Source organism: Streptomyces sp. NPDC015144, from assembly GCF_043079735.1.
Lineage (GTDB): Bacteria > Actinomycetota > Actinomycetes > Streptomycetales > Streptomycetaceae > Streptomyces.
Genome location: NZ_JBIBUU010000001.1, coordinates 930,272 through 950,136, shown reverse-complemented (window position 1 = coordinate 950,136; position 19,865 = coordinate 930,272). Strand labels below are relative to the sequence as shown.

Here is a 19,865-nt window from a genome sequence, read left to right as displayed (position 1 = left end):
CCTTTCATCGCTCCTCCAAGGTGACGTCGTAGAACCGCGGGTATGCCTGGCCGTCGGCGGTGATGCCGCGTACCCGGGCGGAGCTGCCGACGAGGTGGGCGGGCACGTACATCGGGATGACGAAGGCCCGGTCGACGAGGTAGCGCTGTGCCGCCCGGTACTCGGCGGCCCGGGAGCGCTTGTCGAGGGCGGTGATCCCGCCGTTCAGCCAGTGGTCCAGCTGCCGGTCGGCGGCGTGGAAGATGTTGCCGCCGCCCTGCATCGGCTTCTGGTCCGAGGCGAAGTTGGTACGCAGGATGTCGGCGTCGGCACGGATGTTGCTGCTGGCGAAGATGTCCAGCCGGCGTTCGAGGACCTCGCTCGTGTACGTGCCGACGTCCTTCGTCGCGTAGTCGATCTTGATGCCGGCCTCCTTGGCCTGTGCCTGGATGCCCTGGGCCAGGCTGTTGCGCTGGGCGGCCTGGAGGGAGGCGGTGGCGGGCCAGCGCAGGGTGAGCGTGCGGCCGTCCTTGGTGCGGTAGCCGTCGTCGTCCCGCCCCGTCCAGCCGGCCTCGTCCAGCAGCCGGTCCGCCCGCCCGGGGTCGTAGTCCCAGGAGTCGCGGGTCTTCGGTTCGTAACCCGGTGTCGACGGACTCAGCGGACTCCAGGCCCGCCGGTACTGGTCGAAGTAGACGGCCCGTACCAGGGCGCCGACGTCCACGGAGCTGCGCAGCGCCTGCCGCACCCGTTCGTCGGCGAGCGGTCCGCCCTCGGTGTTGAGGAAGAGCGTGTAGACCCCGCCGGGTGCTTCGAAGCGCTGGTAGCGCAGGTCCTCGTCGGTCCTGAGGGACTTGACCCGCTCCGGTGGCACCGCGTCGATCACATCGGTCTGCCCGCTGGCCAGCGCGCCGTAGCGCACGCTGTTCTCGGCGATGAAGGCGATGGTGAGGCCGTCGATCCGGGCCGGACCGGTGTGGCTGGACGAGGTCGGGCCCCACTGGTACCGCGGGAAGTTCCGAAGCGTGATCTCACGCCCCTTGGTCCAGCCCGTGAACCGGAACGGTCCTGACCCGACCGGGTTGGTGCAGAGCCGGCCCTTGTTCTCCCGGATCGAGCGCGGCGACTGGATGCCGAGGTAGGCGGTGCTCAGTGCCTGCAGGAACGCGGCGTTGGGCCGGCTGAGTGTGATCCGTACGGTGTGCTCGTCGACCGCTTCCGCACCGGCGTAGCCCTTGATCAGCCCCGCCGCGTAGTTGGACTTGGTCTCCGGGTCGACCGCGTGGTCGAGGGTGGCCTTGACCGCCGCCGCGTTCACCGGTGTGCCGTCGTGAAAGGTCACACCTGCCCGGAGGTGGAAGGTGTAGATCAGGCCGTCCCCGGAGACGGTCCACCGTTCGGCCAGCCATGGGTGGACCGTCCCGTCGGGCGTGATGTCCACCAGCGAGTCGAAGATGTTCCGGTCGACCAGCGCGGTGACGTCCATGGGGCTCACCTGTGGGTCGAGACACTCCGGTTCGGCCTCCACCGCGACCATCAGTCCCGTTCCCGCCGCCCGTCCACTGTCCGTTCCGCATCCGGTCCCCGCCGCCCCGGCGAGCAGGGCGAGCACGAGCAGGGTGCCGACCCGTCTGCCGCCGGCGGACGAGCGCCCCAAGGTCCATTTCCTCATCTGCCCGATGGTGGGCAGCGTGTCTAAAGCCGATCTAAGACGGTGTGCCGCACGGCCGGTCGGCGGTCGCGCCGCCACGGGAGCGGACGGTGGGGACGGGTCACCGGACGCGCCATGTACGGGCCGACCGGCCGGGGGCGGCTATTCGGCCACGAAGGTGCGGTGGCTCCAGAGGAAGACCGGTACCTCCTGGCCGCTCACCACACGGGACTCCGACGACGGCAGGAAGTGCTCGTAGCGGTTTCCCTTGAAGAGCTTGAAGGTCTGCTGCGGGTCGCTGACGCGGACCAGTCGCTCGGACTCCGGGGCACCTTCCAGGGGGCCTCCGCACAGCAGGACACTGACCTCTTTCACGGACATCCGAATGCTCCTTCCCGCGCGGCCTCACCGCGGCGGCTGGACCTGTGAGGACGAGCACCAGCATGCCCAGGAGAACTAAAGCGGTTCTTACCTCCACAATGTGTCTCAAAGTGCTCGCACAGGAGCAGTCGACCGGGACGGCCGTGCGCCAGGGAACCGCGGGCGCCACGCGCCCGGCACCGCACGGCGTCAGCCGCGGAATCCTCCGTAGCCACCGCGGTAGAAGAGCAGCGGTCCGTCGCCGCCGACCGGTCCGGCCTCCATCGCGTGGACCTGGGCCACGACGATGACGTGATCGCCGGCGGGATGTTCGGCCGTCACCGAGCATTCGAGGCGGGCCAGTGCGCCGGGGAGCACGGGCAGACCGCCGGGCGCGACCGACCAGTCCAGATCACGGAACTTGTCGCCCCCGCTGCGCGCGAGCTGGGCACAGGCCGCCTGCTGACGCTCCCCCAGTATGTTGACGCAGAAGCGGCCGCCGCGGCGTATGCGCGGCCAGGTCGTGCTGGTGTGGGCCACACACAGGGAGACCAGGGCCGGGGAGAGCGAGACCGAGGTGAAGGAGTTGGCCGCCAGGCCCACCGGCTCGCCGTCGAGCGGATCGTGCGCGGTCACCGCCACGATGCCGGTCGCGAAGTGCCCCATCACCCGCCGGAATTCGGCCGGGTCCACGGAGGCGTCCGCCTCGGGTACGCGCAGCGCTGAGGATTGCTGGTTCGGCATGCGGGTCCGCCCTTCGTCATCGCCGGACGCATGGCGCGCCCATCCTTGACATCGCATGCCCCCCACAATACGGAGGGTGCCTCCGTTTTTCAATGGGCCGGTGCCCGCCCGGCGGCACCGGCCCCGTGCGGACCGCTCAGCGCGGCGCCGTGGCCATCCGGGCCACCGCGCCGCGCAGGGCGTGGAAGAACTCGCCGGGCGACTCGCGGAAGAAGAAGTGCCCACCGGGGATCCTGTGCAGCCGGTAGCCAGCCGGGGCGTGCGACTCCCATGCCTCGGCGTCCGCGCCGGGCAGCAGCGGATCGTCCACACCGGAGAAGACCTCGACCGGGCAGGCGAGCAGCGGCAGCTCCGTGCGGGCGTAGCTGGTGCAGACCCGCAGGTCGTCACGGACCTGATCGGTGGCCGCCGTCAGCCAGTCCGGGTATCGCAGCATCATCTCGGACATCCCGCCGATGCCGACGAGTACCCGCGCCATCTCCTCGTCCGACATCTCCTCCGTGGAAGCGAGTACCGCGGGCAGATGCGGCGCCGGAAAGGCCCCCACCAGGAGCCGTTCGGGAAGGCTCGCGCCGCGCCGCTGACGCGCCAGCGTCAGGTTGTAGGCGACCGCACCCCCCATGCTGTGGCCGTAGAACGCGAACGGTGCGCGCAGTGCCGGACCGAGCACCCGGTCCAGCACGCCGGTCAGCTCGGCCATGTCCGTGATCCGAGGTTCCCTGGCCCTGGTCTCGCGGCCCGGGAGCTGGACCGGCAGCACCACCACGTCGGGGCCCAGTTCCTGCTGCCAGGAGGAGTAGGCCGTGGCGCCGCCGCCCGCGTGGTGGAAACAGAACAGCCGGAGCCTGCCGTCGTCCGGCGGCGGTGCGGCGAGATAGTTGTCGAAGCCGAGGCCGACCGGGGCGGTCCCCCCGCGGCCCGCCCCGGTCATGCGCCCGCTCCGGCCGTCCGGCGCCGGGCGCCGCGCAGCCTCAGCCGCAGCAGGGCGGAGAGAGCCGCCCGCTGGAGGTTGTGCACCCTGCGCATGCGCAGCACCGACAGAACCGTCCACAGCCGCGCCTCGACCGCGTAGTTGGGTGATCCGTGCACGTCGTCGTTCTCCAGGATGTCGAGGTGGCGCAGCCCGCGGCGCAGCCGTGCGGTCTCCCCCGGCGGGATGATCTCGTCCCGCCGGCTGGCCAGATAGGCCACCGGGATGTCCAGCGAGGCCAGTTCGGAGTCCGTGAGGGCCCAGTCGGTCATCCGGGCCAGGGCCTCTTCGCCCTTGGTCCCGGCGAGATGGCCGAGGGTGTCGACGGTGACCCGGGGCAGCGTCGAGTGCCACTGCGTGTCGGTGAAGAAGTCGCTGACCGGAGCGCCCGAGGTGACGATGCCGCGGATCCGGCGGTCGTCCAGGGCATGACGCAGCGCGAGATGGCCGCTGAAGCTGAGCGCGACGGCGTAGGTGTGTCCGACGTCCGCCCGGTCGGCCAGGGCGTCCAGGACGGCGCCGAGCATCCGCGGGCCGTCCTCGTCGTAGCGCAGGGTGTTCTCCCCGACGCCGGGCATCTCGGTGACGACCATGGCCATGCCGAGCCGCCGGGCCTGCACCAGGACCGGTGCCCACTGCTCCTTGATGGTGACGATGCCGCCCATGAACAGCAGCAGCGGCCGGGGGGTGGCCCGGGACAGGCCCGAGGTCCAGCAGCGCACCCGCCCGCCGTCCAGCTCCACGTCCAGCCGCTGGATGTCGGGGTGGTCCTGCCGCCACTGGTCGAAGACCCGTACGCAGTTGTCGAGCGCCGCGCCACGAGCGGCGCCGTCCACGTAGGGGAAGCGGGCCATGTTGTAGTAGCGGCAGGCTTCCAGGAGATCGCCGTCCCGCTCCAGTTCGGCGGCGTCCCGGCTCCACTCCGCGGCCCAGGAACCGGCCGCGCCGTCATGGTCGTTGTCGATCCGGCCGAGCAGCGCCCGGCAGCGTTCCGGGTCCAGGTTCTGGGCCCGGGTGTGCACGATCACGAACTCCTTGAGCTCGTCGACGTCGTTCACCGTTCGCCTCCCTTCCCGGCCACCACGGCCGACGCCGCCGGACCGGGCGGCGCGTCCTCCTGGAAGTCCTCCAGCGCCGCCCTGATCTCGCCGAGGATGTCGGCCGCCTCCGCGCCGTCGATCACCCGGTGGTCGAAGGCGAGGTTGAGCCGCATGACCGGGGCGATCGTCACGGCGTCGCGACGCACGACGGGCCGGTCGGTGACCCGGCCGAGGCCGAGTGTGAGGGTGGTGCCGCCGACCGAGTGGAACCCGTCCACCGGCCGGTGACCGAGCGAGCTGACGGCGAGCGTCCCGAATTTCCCCGCGCGCCGGGACAGGGGGCGGACGGTGCGGGTGTAGGCCAGCCGCGCCACCGGCCAGGGCAGCCGGTGCAGGGTGTGCACCCCGGCGAACTCGGGCAGCGTGGCGGGGTCGCCGTCCCGGTAGTACTCCACCTGTCGTTGGATCTCGCTCAGGGCGGTCTCCTCCAGGCGCGGCAGTACGGCGGCCAGCACCACCCGCCGGCCGCCGACGCGCTTGTCCAGCGCGATCTTTCCGCTGACCGAGGAGTAGCGCGCGATCCTCGGCAGCAGTCGGCCGTGGATGGCCGCGTTGGCCTCGGGATGCGAGGCCAGCACCCGGGACGCCGCGTACAGCACATAGCTGAGGACGGAGGTCCGGCGGCCGGCGGTGCGGTGCTCCTCGATCCTGGTCATGTCGACCTCGGTGTCCAGGAACACCGGTTTGTGGCCGCGTATCTCGTCCAGGAAGTAGAGGGTGTGGCGGCGCTGCCGGGCGACGGGTGCGGCGCTCACGCGTCCACCGCCAGCCGGTACACGGCCGAGACGCTCTCGGCCTCCAGCACGTCGGGAATGGACAGGGCGCGGCCGGTCCGCTTCTCCAGGGAAGTGATCAGCCACAGCAGGTGGAGCGAGTCCCAGCCCGGCAGCTCGTCCAGGCTCCGCGTGGCGTCCTCGGGGCCGATCGGCAGCCCCAGCTCGTCGCGCAGCAGCGCGATGAGCTCATCGATACTGTTCACCAGGCGTCCCCTTCGAAGCTCTCGGTCAAGCTGATGTGGTCCGGCACGGCCGGCGGGTCGACGAGGCGGTGCACGAAGTACTCCGTCGTGTCGTCGCCGTCCTCCTCCATGGCAGCCCCGCCCGGCTCCGCGAGCGCGGTGCGGTCGACGGGAGTGAACCCGTGGCGCGGATAGAAGTCCTTGACCACGCCGTTCTTCGCCGACTTGCGGTACGTACCGACGACGGCTCGGGCCCCGGAGCCGGCGGCCTGCCGGATCACGGCCGCCAGGCACGCCTGCTCGATGCCGCGGGAGAAGACCCGGCAGCTGAGCAGGAAGTTGTCGATGTACAGCCGCTCGCCGACGGTGCGGGTGAAGACCGCGCCGACCAGTCCGTTGTCGCCGAACCGGTCGGCGGAGTGGATGGCCAGCACCCGGGTGTCCGGGCCCTGGGCCAGCTGCCGTACCTGCGCCTGCTGCAGGCGGTGGGTGGTCAGGTTGAACTGGTTGGTGCGCAGGGTGATCTGGGAGACGCGGGGCAGCTCCCGTTCGGCCACGGCCGCGAGCCGTACCGTCACCCCCAGTTCGCGCAGGTAGTCGTCGAGGGAGGAGAAGGTGTGGAGGAAGTCCGTGCGCACCAGCTCCTCGCGGTACTTCTCGGTGCGGCCGCGGTCCGCGTCGGTGACGTCCCGGGTGTCGAACCAGCCGTCGCTCAGCAGTCGCGCGGGGTGCAGCGCCGGTTCCCCGTCCACCGCGATGACCGCGACCTCCGGCAACTCGCGGGTCACCAGGCCGCGTTCGTAGGGGCTGTCGTCGATGAACACGAAGCTGTCGACGCTCAGGTTGAGCGCCTGGGCCAGCTCCCTGATGTTCTCCGACTTGGGCCGCCAGTTGGCGACGACGCGGACGAAGTCGTCCTCGCGGAGCACCATGTCCGGATGGTCGCGCAGCACGTGGCGCACCGGCTCGGCCTCGTTCTTGCTCACCGCGGCCAGCAGTACGCCCTGGGAGGCGAGCTGCTTGAGGACGCGCTGGAAGGAGTGGAAGGCCTCGCCGCGGTAGCTGCCGGCCACCTCGATGCCGTCCGGCCCCTCCTCACCGAGGATCCCGCCCCACAGTGTCTCGTCCAGGTCGACGACCAGGACCTTCTTCGTACGGCCGAGCAGCCCGCGCGCCAGGTGGGCGGCCTCGCGGGCGTAGCGGGCCAGCAGCTCCGTGGACAGGTGGGCCTTGGCGTAGACGCTCATCCGGGGGTCGCTGACCGGCACGCCTTCGGCGATCAGCGGATCGAGGTCGAGCACCACGACGGCCTGGTTGCGCTCGGCCAGCCTCAGCAGCCGGGCGTTGGCCTCGCGCCAGACGGCACCGAGGACCGCACGTGAGCGGTGGTCGACGAGCTGGGCGGCGAAGGAGTGCGGCAGCGGCAGGGTGTTGAGCAGCAGCGTGCCGCGGCCGTCCGCCTCGAAGCGGGCGGCCAGCTGCTCGATGAGGCTCAGCTTGTCCTCGAGGGCCCCGGCCACGTCCCCCGGCGTCCAGGGCAGTGGCACCTCGTCGAAGACGGCCTTCGCGTCCAGTACACAGGCGACCAGGGCGGGCGCGGCCGCGTACAGCGCGCTGCCGGGGTCCGCGAGTTCGAAGACGTACGAGTCGAATTCACCGACGAAGGGCCGCAACAGCACCCCGTGCCGGGCCAGTTCCACGGTCAGCGCCGGGACGAGGGAGGAGAGGGTGCCATGGCCGGTGACCGCGATCGTGATCGTCGGCTGGCCGGGGTGCGCCCGCAGTACCTCGTCGGCCCCGATCCGGCTCAGAAGCTGCCCGGCGGGCAGCAGTTGGTCCTCGGGCAGTTCCTTCAGCAGCCGGGGCAGGTCGGGGTAGGCGGCGGCGAGACGGCCCGAGCGGAACAGGGACCGCAGCTCCTCGGCCGCCTCGGTGGGCCCGGTGGTCGTGGTGGACACGCTCAGACCCCTTCCAGGGCGAAGCCGGACTTGATCCACTTGCTGGACTCGACAGCGATACCGATGGCACGCTGGCCCGGCTCCAGCACACCGACGAGGCGTTCGAGCTGGAGGAACGGCAGCGCGTTGCCCGTGTTGGCGGTGTCCGCGACGCAGGTGATCTCCCGGGCCCCCGGCAGGTTCAGCTGTTTGACGATCTTCCCGGTCATCCGGCCGGAGAGCTGCGGCGGCAGCAGATAACCGACGTCGTCCGGCTTCCAGTCCAGCGCATCAAGCAGCTCCGCCATGATCTCCGCGGCCATCACGGGAACCCGCTCCTCGATCGCCTTGTAGTCCTCGGCGACCCCGGCCCCCTCGGGGGGCTTGCCCTGGGCCGGTCCGTACCATCGCAGGACCTGTCCCGGCTCCTGCCCGAGCCCGGTGAGCCTGTTGAGCACCCCGCGGATGGCGGGGCGCCCGGGGGCGGACTCGGTGGTGAGCACGGCCGCCCCGGCCCCGTCCCCGAAGAGCACCGCGTTGACGAGCTCCTCCGGCCGCAGGCTCATCAGGTCGGCGTCGAGGTCGAAGAACTGGGCACACACGTCACCGCCGAGCACCAGTGCGTTGGTGTGCCCGGCCGACTGCAGCATCCGACGGCCGACGTCCAGTGCCTGCACGGCGCCACAACAGCCGGACTGCAGCTGATAGGTCGGTACGTCGTTGATGCCGAGGCGGTCGGCGACGAGATTGACGGTGGCCGGCATCAGCTGGTCGGGGGTGGCGGTTCCCATGACCAGCACATCGATCTCACCGGGCTCCAGCCCGGCCGCGGCCAGCGCGCGGCTGCCCGCCTCCGCCGCCAGCTCCGTGAGGGAGAACGCGAGTTCACCGGAGTCCAGGTCGATCGCCAGATGCCGGGAGCGGGTGCCGATGAACGCGTCCACCCACTGCTCCCACAGCGCGTCCATGCCGAAGCGGCGGGCGAGGGCGGAGTTGTCGATGGGCGGGCCGGGAAGAGCGCTTCCGACCGAGCGTATATGGATGTCCGGGATGTCCATCGCGGTCCTTCCTCAGGTGTTCATGGGCTCCCGGCGTCATCGTGCGGAGCGTTCCTAAAGGCCGACTTACGGTGGCCTTAAAGAGCGTTTTGTCCTGGCGGAGGTGTGGAGGGACGCGGGCGCGGCCACCCGGAAGGCCGCTCCCGCCGATGTGCGCCGGGCTACGGCGCCTCCATGAGAATCTCCGTCGCGGTGCCCATGTGCAGCCGACGGGTGTGGTCGACCGTCCGCACCGGCCCGGTCAGCGTGACCCGGGCCGTGAGGCGCGGGTCGGTGCTCGACGCGCTCAGCCGCAGTTCGAGATCGCCCGGCTCGACGATCCGGTGGCCGTCGCGGCCCGTGAAGGACGCGAGGTCCGCCGGGACCGTCAAGCGCACCCTGGCCGCCCGTCCCGGCCCCAGGTCGAGGCGTGCGTACCCGATGAGGCGCTGAACGGGCTGGACCACGGAGGCGACGGGGTCGTGCAGATACACCTGGATCACTTCGGTCCCCTCCCGGGCACCGGAGTTGCGGACGGTGCAGAAGAGCGTGAACTCCCCTTCCGTCGAAGCCTGTCCGTGCTCCACGACGAGGTCGCTCCACTCGAACGCGGTGTACGTCAGTCCGTGGCCGAATCCGAAGGCCGGGGTCGGGTCGACACTGGACACATCGCTGGAGTGGCCCAGCCGCGCCGCCAGGTACGTGCAGGGCTGGGAGCCCGGGTGGCGCGGCACGCTGACGGGCAGCCGGCCGGAGGGTTCGGCGCGGCCGCTGAGCACCGAGGCGATGGCCCTCGTTCCTTCCTCGCCGGGGAAGAACGACTGCACGATCGCGGCTGCCTCGTCCGCCGCCCGCCCGAGGGCGTAGGGACGTCCGGCGAGCAGGGTGACGACGACGGGGGTGCCCGTGTCGAGGAGCGTGTCGAGCAGCTGCTGCTGGACGCCGGGGAGCGCCAGGTGCTCGGCGTCGCAGCCCTCCCCGCTCGTGCCGCGCCCGAAGAGACCGGCCCGGTCGCCGAGTGCGACGATCACGAGGTCGGCGCTCCTGGCCAGTTCGGCGGCCTCGCCGAACCCGTCGGTGTCCGGGCCGTCGATGTCCGCGCCCCGCGTGGTGACGATCTCGCTGTGGGGGAACTCGGCCGCGCACGCCTCGCGCAGGGTGGGCAGTTCGATGCCGAGCGGGGTCTCGGGGTGCCGGCCCCCGACGTGGACGGGAAAGGCGTAGCAGCCGAGGACGGCCGTCGGGGTGTCGGCGTTGGGCCCGATGAGTGCGATACGGGCGGGGGCGCCGGCGGCCGCGTCCGCCGCCAGCGGCAGGGTGCCGTCGTTGCGCAGGAGCACGACGGCCTGTTCGGCGACGCGGCGGGCGAGCGCGCGGTTCTCGTCGGTGTCGAGCCGGACGGTCCCGCGCAGCGCCTCCGAGTCTCCGTCCGCCGAGCCGTCCGCGCCTGCGGCGAGCACCGGCGGAACCGGCCTCCAGTCCGCGTCCAGCAGCCCCAACTGGGCCTTCTGGACGAGGACTCGGCGTACCGCACGATCCACCAGCGCCTCCGGTACGACGCCGTCGGTGATCGCGTCGGTCAGCGGGCCGCCGAATGTCTTGACGGTCGGCAGCTCCACGTCCACACCCGCGCCGAGCGCGGCGGCGGCCGCTTCTCCGAAGGTCCCCGCCACACCGTGCAGCGTCTTCAGGAACGCGATCCCGAAGTAGTCCGCGACAACGGTCCCGCCGAAGCCCCAGGTGTCGCGGAGGAGACCGGTGAGCAGCGGTCTGTCGGCCGCGGAGGGGATTCCGTCCGTGTCGGTGTAGGCGTGCATGACGGACCGTACGCCGCTTTCGCGTACGGCCATCTCGAACGGGGGCAGGATGATGTCGGCCCGCTCCCGCGCGCCCATGCCGACGGGGGCGAGGTTGCGGCCGGCCCGTGAGGCGGAGTACCCGGCGAAGTGCTTGAGCGTGGCGACGACCCCGGCCGACTCCAGTCCCCGCACATAGGCGGTGGCGACCGTCCCCACCAGGTACGGGTCCTCGCCGATGGTCTCCTCGACGCGGCCCCAGCGTGCGTCGCGTACGACGTCGAGGACGGGGGCGAGCCCCTGGTGCACGCCGACGGAGCGCATGTCACGGCCGATCGCGGCGGCCATCTCGCGAATCAGCTCGGGGTGGAAGGTGGCTCCCCAGGACAGCGGGACCGGGTAGGCGGTCGCGCCCCAGGTGGCGAAGCCGGCAAGGCATTCCTCGTGGGCGATCGCCGGTATGCCGAATCGGTTCGCCCCGGCGATGCGCTCCTGGGTGCGCGCCAACGAGAGGGCGCCCACGGCCGGGTCGATCGGGGCCGTTCCGAACGGGCGGGTCAGCTGGCCGAGGCCGTCCGGAAGAAGGTCGTCGAGGGCGACGGGCTCCTCCATGTCGTGCTGGAACGGAGCGACTTCGCCGCCTTCGTCGGACGCTCCGACCCAGACGCCGAAGAGCTGGGCGACCTTCTCCCGGAGGGTCATGGCGGCGATCAGGGCGTCGGCCCTGGCCCCGGGAGTGAGAGCGGCATCGTGCCAGGGCCCGGTGAGGCGGTCCGCCGGGGCGCCGGACACCGGCGCCCCGGTTCCGGTGTTCCCGGCGGGTGTCCGCGCGCCGGCTTTGTCGATGTTGGCGGTCACTTTCCTCCCACTCCCATCAGCCCTTGTACCAGGGCACGGCGTGCGAACAGATAGACGATCAGGATGGGGAGCATGGACAGGACGACGGCGGCGAGCAGGCCCGGGGTGTCGACTCCGTGTTCCGTCTGGAAGTCGTAGAGCCCCAAGGTGATCACCTTGGTCTCCGCCGACTGTGTCAGGACGAGGGGGAAGAGGAAGCCGTTCCACGCCTGGAGCGCGGAGAAGACGACGATCGTCGAGATCCCGCTCCTGGACAGCGGCAGCACCAGCTGGAAGAAGACCCGCCGGGACGAGGCGCCGTCCATCGTCATCGCCTCGTACAGATCGGGGGTGATGTCCCGCATCACGCCTGTGAGGATCAAGGCGCACACCGGCATGGCGAAGGCCGCCGTCGGCAGGATGACGCCGATCAGGTGGTCGTAGAGGCCGGCCTCGCTGATGACGAAGAACATCGGGACGATGACCGCCTGCGAAGGGATCGCCAGACCCAGGAGGAACAGCCGGAAGACCGTGGTGGTGGCGCGGCCCCGGCTCCTGACGATGGTGTACGCCAGCGGCGGGACGAGGAGGACGACGATGCCCACCACGCACACGGTGACGATGACGGTATTGAGGAAGTACTGCGCGAAGCCGCCGTTGAGGTCGTTGGCGTAGTTGTCGAGCGTGAAGTGCTCGGGGAAGGACAGCGGGCCGTTCGCCGCGTAGTCGGGGCGCGTCTGGAACGTGGCGACGAGCATCACGTACAGCGGCAGCCCCACCACGAGGAGCCAGACCAGCGAGCCGAAGCCGGCGAAGTAGTTGGGACGGCTCTTCCTCACAGTCCCTCCATGGTGCTGCGCATCCTGTCGTACCCCGAGAGCCGCACCATGATCAGCGAGATGACCGTGGAGACGAGGACCAGCAGAAGGGCCATGGTGGACGCCGCCCCGTAGTCGAAGCTCTTGAACGCCTTCTGGTACATGTAGTACGCGGTGATGGTGGTGTCGCTCCCCGGTCCGCCCTGGGTCAGGATGAGCACGGTGTCGAAGGTCGTGAGCCCGCCGACCACCATGAGGATCATCGAGGTGATGATCGAATTGCGCAGCTGCGGCAGCGTGACGTGGAAGAACTGCCGTACCGTGCCCGCGCCGTCGATCTGCGCCGCCTGGTAGAGGACCCGCGGCACCGCACGTGCCGCGCCCTGGTAGATCAGCGTGTGCAGTGGGGTGAACTGCCAGGTGCTGACGAAGACCAGGACGCCGATCGCGGTGGCCTGCTTCCCGAACAGGTTGCCGTCGCCGAACAGCCAGGTGGCCTGCGCGGGGACACCGAGGTTGGGGTCGAGGACGGCGCGCCACAGCACGGACACGGCCGCGACGGAGAGCAGCATCGGGACGAAGTAGATGGCGGACAGGACGGCGCGGTTGCGCTGGTGCCCCGCCGCCCAGACCCCGAGCAGGATGCTCAGTGGGGTCTGGACGGCGGCCCCGGCCACGGTGAGCAGGACGCTCAGCCAGAGGCTCTTGATCACGACGGGGTCGTCGAGAAGCGTCCTCCAGTTGTCGAGGCCGACGAATTCCGGGTCGCTCAGACCGTCCCAGCCGGCGAAGGAGAGTACGGCGACCATGATGAGCGGGACGATGGCGAAGAAGCCGAAGAAGACGGCGGCGGGGACTGCCCAGAGGATTCCCGGGCGGCCCGCTCCACTGCCGGACGAGCGGGCCCTCCTGGTCGTATCACCGTCTGCGGACGAAGGTGCGGTTCGGGTCATGTCACGTGTTCCGGGTCCGGATCTCAGTGGGCTCACGAGGTCGGCAGCGCCTGCATGGCCTTGATGAAGGCGTCCTCGTCCATCGAGCCGTTGAAGAACTGCTGGAGGGACTGGTACATCGCGGTGGCCGCCGACTGGGGATACGCCTGGTCCCAGGAGAGCTGGAACGCCGGGGCCGCCTTGACCATGCCGTACTGGAACTTCGCGAACGCGGGGCTGGCGGCGGCGTCCAGGGAGTCTTCGGTGTTCGTCGTGGTCGGCAGGTTGCCGATGGCGAGCTGCGCCTTGACGAACTGTTCCGAGTACATGAGCTTCAGGAACTCGGCGACGGCCTGTGGGTGCTTCGTCTTCTTCAGCACGGAGTAGAAGTTGTTGGTGTTGCCGACGAGGTTCGCCTGATCGCCCTTGCCGCCTCCGACCGAGGGGAAGGCACTGTATCCGAGGTCGCTCTTCGCGAACTCGGGGTACGCGTCCTGCTGCGTCGCATACTCCCACGATCCCATCAGCTCGAAGCCGGCCCTGCCGGTCGCCAGGAGCGTGGGGGAACCCTGGTCGGTGAACTTCACCGAATCGAAGTTGGTGCCGAAGGCTCCGGCGTCCACCAGTTCCTTGATCCTGCTCAGAGCCTTCCGGCTGTCCGGGCTCGCCCAGGCGTCGTGGTCGCCGTCCAGGGCCTTCCGGAAGAGCTCGGGGCCGGCGATGCGGTCGTACAGGTACTCGAACCACATCAGCGTCGGCCACCGGTCGCCGCCGCCCAGGGCGATCGGGGTGACGCCTTCGGCCTTCAGCGCCTTGACCGCCGCCAGCAGGTCGTCCCAGGTCTTCGGAGGTTGGACACCCACCTTCTCGAGGACCTTGCCGTTGTTGAAGAGCAGCACGGGCTGTGTGCCGCGCATGGGGATCCCGTAGGACGTGCCGTCGACCACCGCGCTGTCGAACACGGACGGCAGGAACTTCGCCTTGAGGTCGGGATCCTTGGCGATGAAGGGGTCCAGCGGGAGCAGCAGGCCGGCCCGGACGAACGGCCTGATGCTGCCGCCGCCCCAGTTGAAGAAGACGTCCGGCGCCTGCTTGCTGTTGATGATCGTCTGCAGCTTGGCCTGGTAGTCGGCGCCCGGGACCGTGTCCAGGACCGCCTTCACCTTCGACGTCTTGTTGAAGGTGGCGACGATCTCCTTCTCCACCTTGTTCCCCGCGTCCCCGTAGACCAGGACGTGGATGGTGTCGTCGCCGGCCGCACCGGAGTCTCCTCCGCAACCGGACAGGGACAGCACCAGGGACAGCACGGCACCACCGACGGCAACGGTCCGCGAGAACCGTGCGTGTTGTTTCATCGGCACACCCTTCGAAACTATTTCGGAACAGCTCTCGAAACTTCCTGGACCGGGACGCTAGGACTCCCCGTCTCAGGGGGTCAACCCTCGGTCACCGCGTTATCAAAGCGTTACGCCTGGGCGGCAGTTGTCCTGTGCCTTATGCTCCTCGCCATGCGCGATGACGAGAAAATGGGCCGCATCACCCTGGCTCAAGTGGCCGAGCGGGCCGGCGTCTCCATTTCGACAGTTTCGAAGGTCCTCAACGGACGTCAGGACGTTGCGACCCCCACGCGGGTCAAGGTGGAGCGCCTGCTGGAGGCCCACGCCTACCGGCGCACCACCCGGTCGGCCAGCGAGGCGCCCCTCATCGAGATCGTTTTCCACGAGCTGGAGAGCATCTGGGCGATGGAGCTGATCCGGGGGGTGGAGAACGTCGCCAAGGACCACGGCGCCGGCGTCGTCCTCACCGAAAGCGGAACCCGTCACTCGCCCAGCCCCGACTGGATGGAGGCAATGCTCCAGCGGCGGCCGCTCGGTGTCGTCCTCGTCTTCTCCGCCCTGCCCAGCGAGGTCAAACAGAAGCTCAGGGCTCGTTCGATCCCGTTCGTCATCATCGACCCGGCAGGCGACCCCGACCCCGACGTACCCTCGGTCGGCTCTGCCAACTGGAATGGCGGGCTGGCCGCCACCCGCCATCTCATCGAGTGCGGGCACCAGCGCATCGGGGTCATCACCGGACCCGAGGACATGCTCTGCTCCCGCGCCCGGCTCGACGGCTACCGGTCGGCGATGACCATGGCCGGACTGGAGGTGGACCCCGGACTCATCCTGTTCGGCGACTTCCACGTGGAGGGCGGGTACGACCGCGCCACCGAGATGCTGTCCCGCCCCCAGCCGCCCACCGCGATCTTCGCGGGCAGCGACCTCCAGGCACTCGGCGTACTGGAAGCCGCCCGGGTGCACGGCCTGCGCGTCCCCCACGATCTGTCGGTGGTCGGCTACGACGATGTGTCCATCGCCCGCTGGGCCAGCCCGGCCCTGACCACGGTCCACCAGCCGCTGCGCCAGATGGCGGAGGAGGCCGCGCAGATGCTGATGCGGCTACGGGCCCGGGAACCGGTGTCCACTCGGCTGGAGCTGGCCACGAGCCTGGTCGTACGCAAGAGCACGGCGCCACCGCCCGGGAACTGAGCACGGCGCGGGACCAGGGCCAGGGCCCGGGCCGGTGAAGGGCCACGACCCCCGGGCGGGTGGGGGACAGCGTTCCACGGCGCCATGCCGTCCGGAGCGACGGGCAGCCCTTCGGCCGCCTGTCCTCAGGTGGATGATCGAGGCCCTCGCACCCGTCCCGCCCTGGCCGGCCGGTCAGCCGGTGGGGAACGAGTCGGGGGTGCTGATGCGGTTCTTGATCAGCGCCCCCGACTCGGTCAGCACCCCGCTGCCGCTGTAGTCGCCCCCGTCGCAGGTGCCCGGCCTGAAGGCCGCGCTGCTCTCGTCCGCGTCGGAGTAGGTCCAGTTCGCGTAGCCGATCCTCAGCTGATCCAGCAGGTCCAGCCAGGCCGTCGTGCTCGCCCGGTCCATCGCTCCCCCACCGGTGGCACTCACCGTTCCGAACTCGGTGACGAACAAGGGAAGTTGTGAGGCTGCTCGGCTCAACGTGGCGCGGTAGGGGTCCTTGTGACTGGCGGCGTAGAAGTGGAAGGCATACATGATGTTGTCCGCTCGGACGGGGTTGTTGACGACCTCGTTCTCGTTGGAGCCGTCCGAGGTGCCCAGTGAGGACCAGCCGCGGGTGCCGACGACGATGACGGCATCCGGGTCCGCGGCCCGGATCACCGGAATGACCTGTTCGGCGTAGTCCTTGATGGCCGTCCAGCCCACTCCGTTGGGTTCGTTGGCGATCTCGTAGATCACGTTCTTCTTGTCGGCGTTGCGGGCCGCGACGGACGCGAAGAACGTCTTGGCCCGGTCGAGGTTGTTGTTCGGATCGCCGGGCGTCAGGATGTGGAAATCGACCATCGCGTACATGCCGCGCGCCTCGGCCATGTCGACGAGGCCGTTCACCCGGCCGGTGAAGCCCGCCGGGTCGGTCTCGTAGCCGCCTTCCTGGACGTACATGGCCACGCGCAGCAGGTCCGCGTTCCACTCCTCCGCCAACGCGTCCAGGGATGCGGCGTTGTAGCACTTGCCGAACCACTGGATGCCGTGGGTGCTCATGCCCCGGAGCTGGACGGGGCGGTCGTACTGGTTGCACAGGTGCACGCCGCAGACGTGGAGTCTCCCGTTGATGTCCACGGGGGTGCCGGTGCGCTTCGCGGGCGGGTCGGCGGGCGAAGAGTCCGCCACGGAGCTGGTACAGGCGACACCGTTGGCCAGGTGGCCGCCCCCGCATCCGGCGGCGGCCACCGCCTGGGGGCCGAGCAGGGCCGTCAGGCCCAGGACCATCGCGCAGATGGTCAGTAGCGTCAGCAATCGGTTCACAGCGATTCTCCTCGTGCGCGGTGGGACGGGTCGGCCGCTCATCGTCGTGATGCCGTCCCGCAGGCCCTGCCGTTCAGCCTGAAGACCTGGGGGTCGTGCACGAGACCGGTGGGCCGGCCGTTGAAGCCGAACCGCACCGTGTCGCCGGGCGCGAGAGCGGCGTTCCAGTTCAGGGCTTCGGCGGTGACCCGCGGGCCGGTCCGTCCGATGTCGGCGCCCCAGGCGTCGGTCACCTGCTGCTGGTCGGCGAAGGACCAGTCGAGCCGCCAGGGCCGGACCGTGTGGTCGCCGGTGTTCTTCAGCGCGACGTGGGTGGTGAAGCCGTTGCTCCAGCGTTGCGAGGTGTAGGTCACCTCGCACTGACTCTTCGCGGGCTCACCGTCGCCCAGATCATCCACGAAGGACGCGACCCAGGCGAGCGGAGCGTTCCAGTTGATGGTGATCTCGTTCGTGGCCCAGGACTCGATGTCGTCGATGTAACACATCGCCGGTGCGCAGCCCTTCAGCTTGGCCTGCGCGACCGGGTCCTCGATGGAGGCGTTCGGACCGCCGGCCAGGGAACCCGGTGCGGGATGCGGCAGGGCGGGGTCGAGCTGGTTGGCCCAGAACCGGTGGTGCTGATTGCGCGAGTCCCGCTCGCCGTACCCGGTGACATAGGACTGGTTCAGCGCGTTGCGGCCCAGAAGGTAGTCGAGTCCGCGCAGTACGGCGTCACGGTAGGCGGTCCTGCCGGTCAGGTCGTACGCCGAGCCCAGGACGACCATGTTGTTGGCGACTTGACTGTTCGATCCCCATACGTAGCGCCCGTCGTCGGGGGCGTACGGAAGACCGTACGCGGCCCCGTCCGAGTCGGCCGCGTATCCGTCGGCGGCTTCGGTCACCGTGCGGCGTACCGTGGCGAGTTCCTCGGCGGACAGCCCGCCCGGGACGCTCGCGAGGTCCAAGGCGCCGAGCCCGGCGACCGAACCCCAGGACATGCCGCCGCGCGGGAAGACCGCTTCGGTGTCACCGTGCAACGGGGAACGGAGGAGTTCCTGGCGGTAACCGTCCTCGCCGGTGGTGAGGAAGAGTTCCGCCGCCGCCCAGTAGAACTCGTCCCGTACGTCGTCGTCGTTGTAGGCGCCGCCGCCCGTGGCGTCCTGCGGATCGGCGAAGACGTCCGGATGGGCCTTGGCCGCTGTCCACGCGGAGCGCGCGGCCGCCCGGCACCGCGCGGCGAAGTCCGCGTCGTAGACCTGGAAGAGGCGGGCGCACTGGGCCGCGGTGGCCGCCAGGTTGAGGGTGGCCGCCGTGGTCGGCGGATGCAGTTCACGGGGCTGGGGGTCGCGGTCCGGCCTGAGCGGCAGTCCGGTCCACGCCCTGTCGTGCAGCTTGTGGTGGGCCATGCCCGCCAGCGGCTCTCCTGCGGGCACCTGCATCCGCATGAGGAAATCCAGCTCCCAGCGCGCCTCGTCGAGGATGTCGGGGATGGCGTTCCCGTGCTCGGGCAGCCGGAGTCCGCCGTCGCCGAGCGGTTCGGCGTCGGCGTTCTCCTCGTACAGGGTCCGCTCGAAGACGGACATCAACTGGGCCACCGCTATACCGCCGTTGACCACGTACTTGCCGTGGTCACCGGCGTCGTACCAGCCCCCGGCGGCGTCAAGGCGGTAGTCGCACTCGCCCGGCCGGCACGGTACGTCGTTGTCGCCCTGGTTGGGGCTCACACCGAGATGACCGGCCGGCCGCGCGTACCGTTCGCCCACGATGTCCGCGTCGATCTCGATGCCGCTCCGGTTGTGGTAGAAGTACGCGAGCGCGTCGGTGCGCAGCGAAGCGTAGAGCTCGTCGCCGATGGCGAACGGCTCGCTCTTCTTCCCCGCGACCGTGACGGTGTATCCGTCCCCCGGGGTCGTCACCGCACTGAAGTCGAAGGTGTGGACGTTCTGCCGCGAGGAGGCGTCCACGCCCGCCGGAGTGGTGATGCCCTCGGCCACGCGTGTTCCGGCGGCCGAGTCGAGTGTCCAGGGCAGCGGGTCGCTTTCGTCGGTGACGACGGTGCCGGACTTGGGGCCGTGCGTGAGGTATCCGACCTGGTTGATCCGGACCGGGGATCCGGTGTCCGGTTCGTACGGTGGCGGCGCGGTCCCGCCGCGCAGCGACACGTCGTCGACGCAGAAGGTGAATGCCTCGGCACTGCCCCCGATCTGGAAGACGAGCTGCGCCGCATCGTGGTCGGTTCCGGCCGTGAAGGTCTCGGTGACGCGTTCGGCGGTCGCCCCGACCGGTTGCGTGGTGGCGAGTTCCGTGGTCCACGGTTCGGTCTCCATCTGCACGTTGGTGCGGATGGTGACCGGCACGGTGGATGTCGCCGTGTAGCTCAGGGTGTATTCCTCGTCGGCGGCGAGGGCGAGCCGGTTCTGCCCGACGATGGCGTCCCAGGCGTTGGCCGTGCCCCCGGGTACGTCGGCACAGAGGCGTCCGTCCGAGACGGTGACGGGGCTGTTGGCCGTCGACCACCAGGGGGCGGTGCCGGCGGAGAAGTCCCCGTTGACGATGAGCTCGGGGGCCTCGTCGGGGGGCTGGGCCGCGCCGACGGGTGCTGCGAGGGTGCCGGCCAGCAGCCCTGCGGTGGCTACGGCACCTACCCACACGCTGACGCGTCTGGAGCGGTCCGATCGGCGGAACGAACGGGACGGGCGGGGAGCGAGCGACTGGTGTCTCGGCACGCCGAAGTCCTTACGGGAGGGGCCGGAGCACGCGGCGACTGGGGCACCGGCTTGCGTCCGGCGGGGTACGGACAGGAGTGGGAGCGCTCCCACCAAGTTCGAGGCCGCAGGACGCTCCGTCAAGCGATTGGACAGAATTCGCCGCCCCGCCGGAGTCGTGATGGGCGAACCCCCGGACCCGCCACGGCCGCCCGTTCCCCGAGCGGGCGAGGCCCGGCACCGTCGC

Annotated in this window: 16 protein-coding genes; 1 reads left to right on the top strand and 15 read right to left on the bottom strand. The window is 70.2% G+C overall.

Features of this window, described 5'->3' with window-relative positions; genetic code table 11:
• Nucleotides 1–4 precede the first annotated feature (4 nt).
• The 13 genes from ACF08W_RS03945 to ACF08W_RS03885 form a co-directional block, all read right to left on the bottom strand.
• Nucleotides 5–1,648, bottom strand: coding sequence for an ABC transporter substrate-binding protein (locus tag ACF08W_RS03945; protein WP_392278310.1), 1,644 nt, complete (start codon nt 1,646–1,648; stop codon nt 5–7).
• Nucleotides 1,649–1,789: 141 nt separating this feature from the next.
• Nucleotides 1,790–2,008: a DUF5988 family protein gene (locus ACF08W_RS03940; protein ID WP_352279078.1), complete on the bottom strand. Its 219-nt coding sequence runs from the start codon at nt 2,006–2,008 to the stop codon at nt 1,790–1,792.
• 189 nt (nt 2,009–2,197) lie between these two features.
• Complete coding sequence (locus ACF08W_RS03935) at nt 2,198–2,731, bottom strand: flavin reductase family protein (RefSeq protein ID WP_385215933.1); 534 nt, start codon at nt 2,729–2,731, stop codon at nt 2,198–2,200.
• Nucleotides 2,732–2,867: 136 nt separating this feature from the next.
• Nucleotides 2,868–3,662 carry a thioesterase II family protein gene (locus tag ACF08W_RS03930; protein WP_385215936.1) on the bottom strand — a complete coding sequence of 265 codons (795 nt, stop codon included), beginning with the start codon at nt 3,660–3,662 and terminating at the stop codon, nt 2,868–2,870.
• Complete coding sequence (locus ACF08W_RS03925) at nt 3,659–4,759, bottom strand: alpha/beta hydrolase (protein ID WP_392278309.1); 1,101 nt, start codon at nt 4,757–4,759, stop codon at nt 3,659–3,661. The genes ACF08W_RS03930 and ACF08W_RS03925 overlap by 4 nt, the downstream gene beginning before the upstream one ends.
• A complete protein-coding gene (locus ACF08W_RS03920; protein WP_392278308.1) occupies nt 4,756–5,556 on the bottom strand; it encodes a 2-oxo acid dehydrogenase subunit E2 in 801 nt (266 codons plus the stop codon). The genes ACF08W_RS03925 and ACF08W_RS03920 overlap by 4 nt, the downstream gene beginning before the upstream one ends.
• Nucleotides 5,553–5,780 carry an acyl carrier protein gene (locus ACF08W_RS03915; protein ID WP_352279086.1) on the bottom strand — a complete coding sequence of 76 codons (228 nt, stop codon included), beginning with the start codon at nt 5,778–5,780 and terminating at the stop codon, nt 5,553–5,555. Before ACF08W_RS03915 ends, ACF08W_RS03920 begins: the two co-directional genes overlap by 4 nt.
• Entirely contained in the window at nt 5,777–7,717 is a 1,941-nt protein-coding gene (locus tag ACF08W_RS03910) for an HAD-IIIC family phosphatase (RefSeq protein ID WP_385215946.1), read from the bottom strand. The genes ACF08W_RS03915 and ACF08W_RS03910 overlap by 4 nt, the downstream gene beginning before the upstream one ends.
• A gap of 2 nt (nt 7,718–7,719) precedes the next feature.
• The gene (locus ACF08W_RS03905; RefSeq protein WP_385215949.1) at nt 7,720–8,754 is read right to left on the bottom strand and encodes a 3-oxoacyl-ACP synthase III family protein; all 1,035 of its coding nucleotides are present in this window, start codon (nt 8,752–8,754) and stop codon (nt 7,720–7,722) included.
• 161 nt (nt 8,755–8,915) lie between these two features.
• On the bottom strand, nt 8,916–11,387 hold the full coding sequence (locus tag ACF08W_RS03900; protein ID WP_392278307.1) for a glycoside hydrolase family 3 N-terminal domain-containing protein: 2,472 nt from the start codon (nt 11,385–11,387) through the stop codon (nt 8,916–8,918).
• Nucleotides 11,384–12,205, bottom strand: a complete 822-nt coding sequence (locus ACF08W_RS03895) for a carbohydrate ABC transporter permease (RefSeq protein ID WP_385215960.1) — start codon at nt 12,203–12,205, stop codon at nt 11,384–11,386. Before ACF08W_RS03895 ends, ACF08W_RS03900 begins: the two co-directional genes overlap by 4 nt.
• Nucleotides 12,202–13,137 (bottom strand): carbohydrate ABC transporter permease, encoded by a 936-nt coding sequence (locus tag ACF08W_RS03890; protein WP_385215964.1) that lies wholly within the window; start codon nt 13,135–13,137, stop codon nt 12,202–12,204. The genes ACF08W_RS03895 and ACF08W_RS03890 overlap by 4 nt, the downstream gene beginning before the upstream one ends.
• Nucleotides 13,138–13,169: 32 nt before the next feature.
• Complete coding sequence (locus ACF08W_RS03885) at nt 13,170–14,471, bottom strand: ABC transporter substrate-binding protein (RefSeq protein WP_392278306.1); 1,302 nt, start codon at nt 14,469–14,471, stop codon at nt 13,170–13,172.
• A gap of 141 nt (nt 14,472–14,612) precedes the next feature.
• Between ACF08W_RS03885 and ACF08W_RS03880 the strand changes: the two genes are divergently transcribed.
• On the top strand, nt 14,613–15,644 hold the full coding sequence (locus ACF08W_RS03880) for a LacI family DNA-binding transcriptional regulator (RefSeq protein WP_385215970.1): 1,032 nt from the start codon (nt 14,613–14,615) through the stop codon (nt 15,642–15,644).
• Nucleotides 15,645–15,818: 174 nt separating this feature from the next.
• Here the strand turns inward: ACF08W_RS03880 and ACF08W_RS03875 are convergent, their stop codons facing one another.
• Both ACF08W_RS03875 and ACF08W_RS03870 read right to left on the bottom strand, forming a co-directional pair.
• The gene (locus ACF08W_RS03875; protein WP_392278305.1) at nt 15,819–16,976 is read right to left on the bottom strand and encodes a glycoside hydrolase family 5 protein; all 1,158 of its coding nucleotides are present in this window, start codon (nt 16,974–16,976) and stop codon (nt 15,819–15,821) included.
• On the bottom strand, nt 16,973–19,564 hold the full coding sequence (locus ACF08W_RS03870; RefSeq protein ID WP_392278304.1) for a glycoside hydrolase family 9 protein: 2,592 nt from the start codon (nt 19,562–19,564) through the stop codon (nt 16,973–16,975). The genes ACF08W_RS03875 and ACF08W_RS03870 overlap by 4 nt, the downstream gene beginning before the upstream one ends.
• Nucleotides 19,565–19,865 lie beyond the last annotated feature (301 nt).

Bases quoted from the DNA above. Each gene is read 5' to 3' on its own strand.
- ACF08W_RS03945 (WP_392278310.1), bottom strand. From the start codon at position 1,648: ATGAGGAAATGGACCTTGGGGCGCTCGTCCGCCGGCGGCAGACGGGTC.
- ACF08W_RS03940 (WP_352279078.1), bottom strand. From the start codon at position 2,008: ATGTCCGTGAAAGAGGTCAGTGTCCTGCTGTGCGGAGGCCCCCTGGAA.
- ACF08W_RS03935 (WP_385215933.1), bottom strand. From the start codon at position 2,731: ATGCCGAACCAGCAATCCTCAGCGCTGCGCGTACCCGAGGCGGACGCC.
- ACF08W_RS03930 (WP_385215936.1), bottom strand. From the start codon at position 3,662: ATGACCGGGGCGGGCCGCGGGGGGACCGCCCCGGTCGGCCTCGGCTTC.
- ACF08W_RS03905 (WP_385215949.1), bottom strand. From the start codon at position 8,754: ATGGACATCCCGGACATCCATATACGCTCGGTCGGAAGCGCTCTTCCC.
- ACF08W_RS03890 (WP_385215964.1), bottom strand. From the start codon at position 13,137: ATGACCCGAACCGCACCTTCGTCCGCAGACGGTGATACGACCAGGAGG.
- ACF08W_RS03885 (WP_392278306.1), bottom strand. From the start codon at position 14,471: ATGAAACAACACGCACGGTTCTCGCGGACCGTTGCCGTCGGTGGTGCC.
- ACF08W_RS03880 (WP_385215970.1), top strand. From the start codon at position 14,613: ATGCTCCTCGCCATGCGCGATGACGAGAAAATGGGCCGCATCACCCTG.
- ACF08W_RS03875 (WP_392278305.1), bottom strand. From the start codon at position 16,976: ATGAGCGGCCGACCCGTCCCACCGCGCACGAGGAGAATCGCTGTGAAC.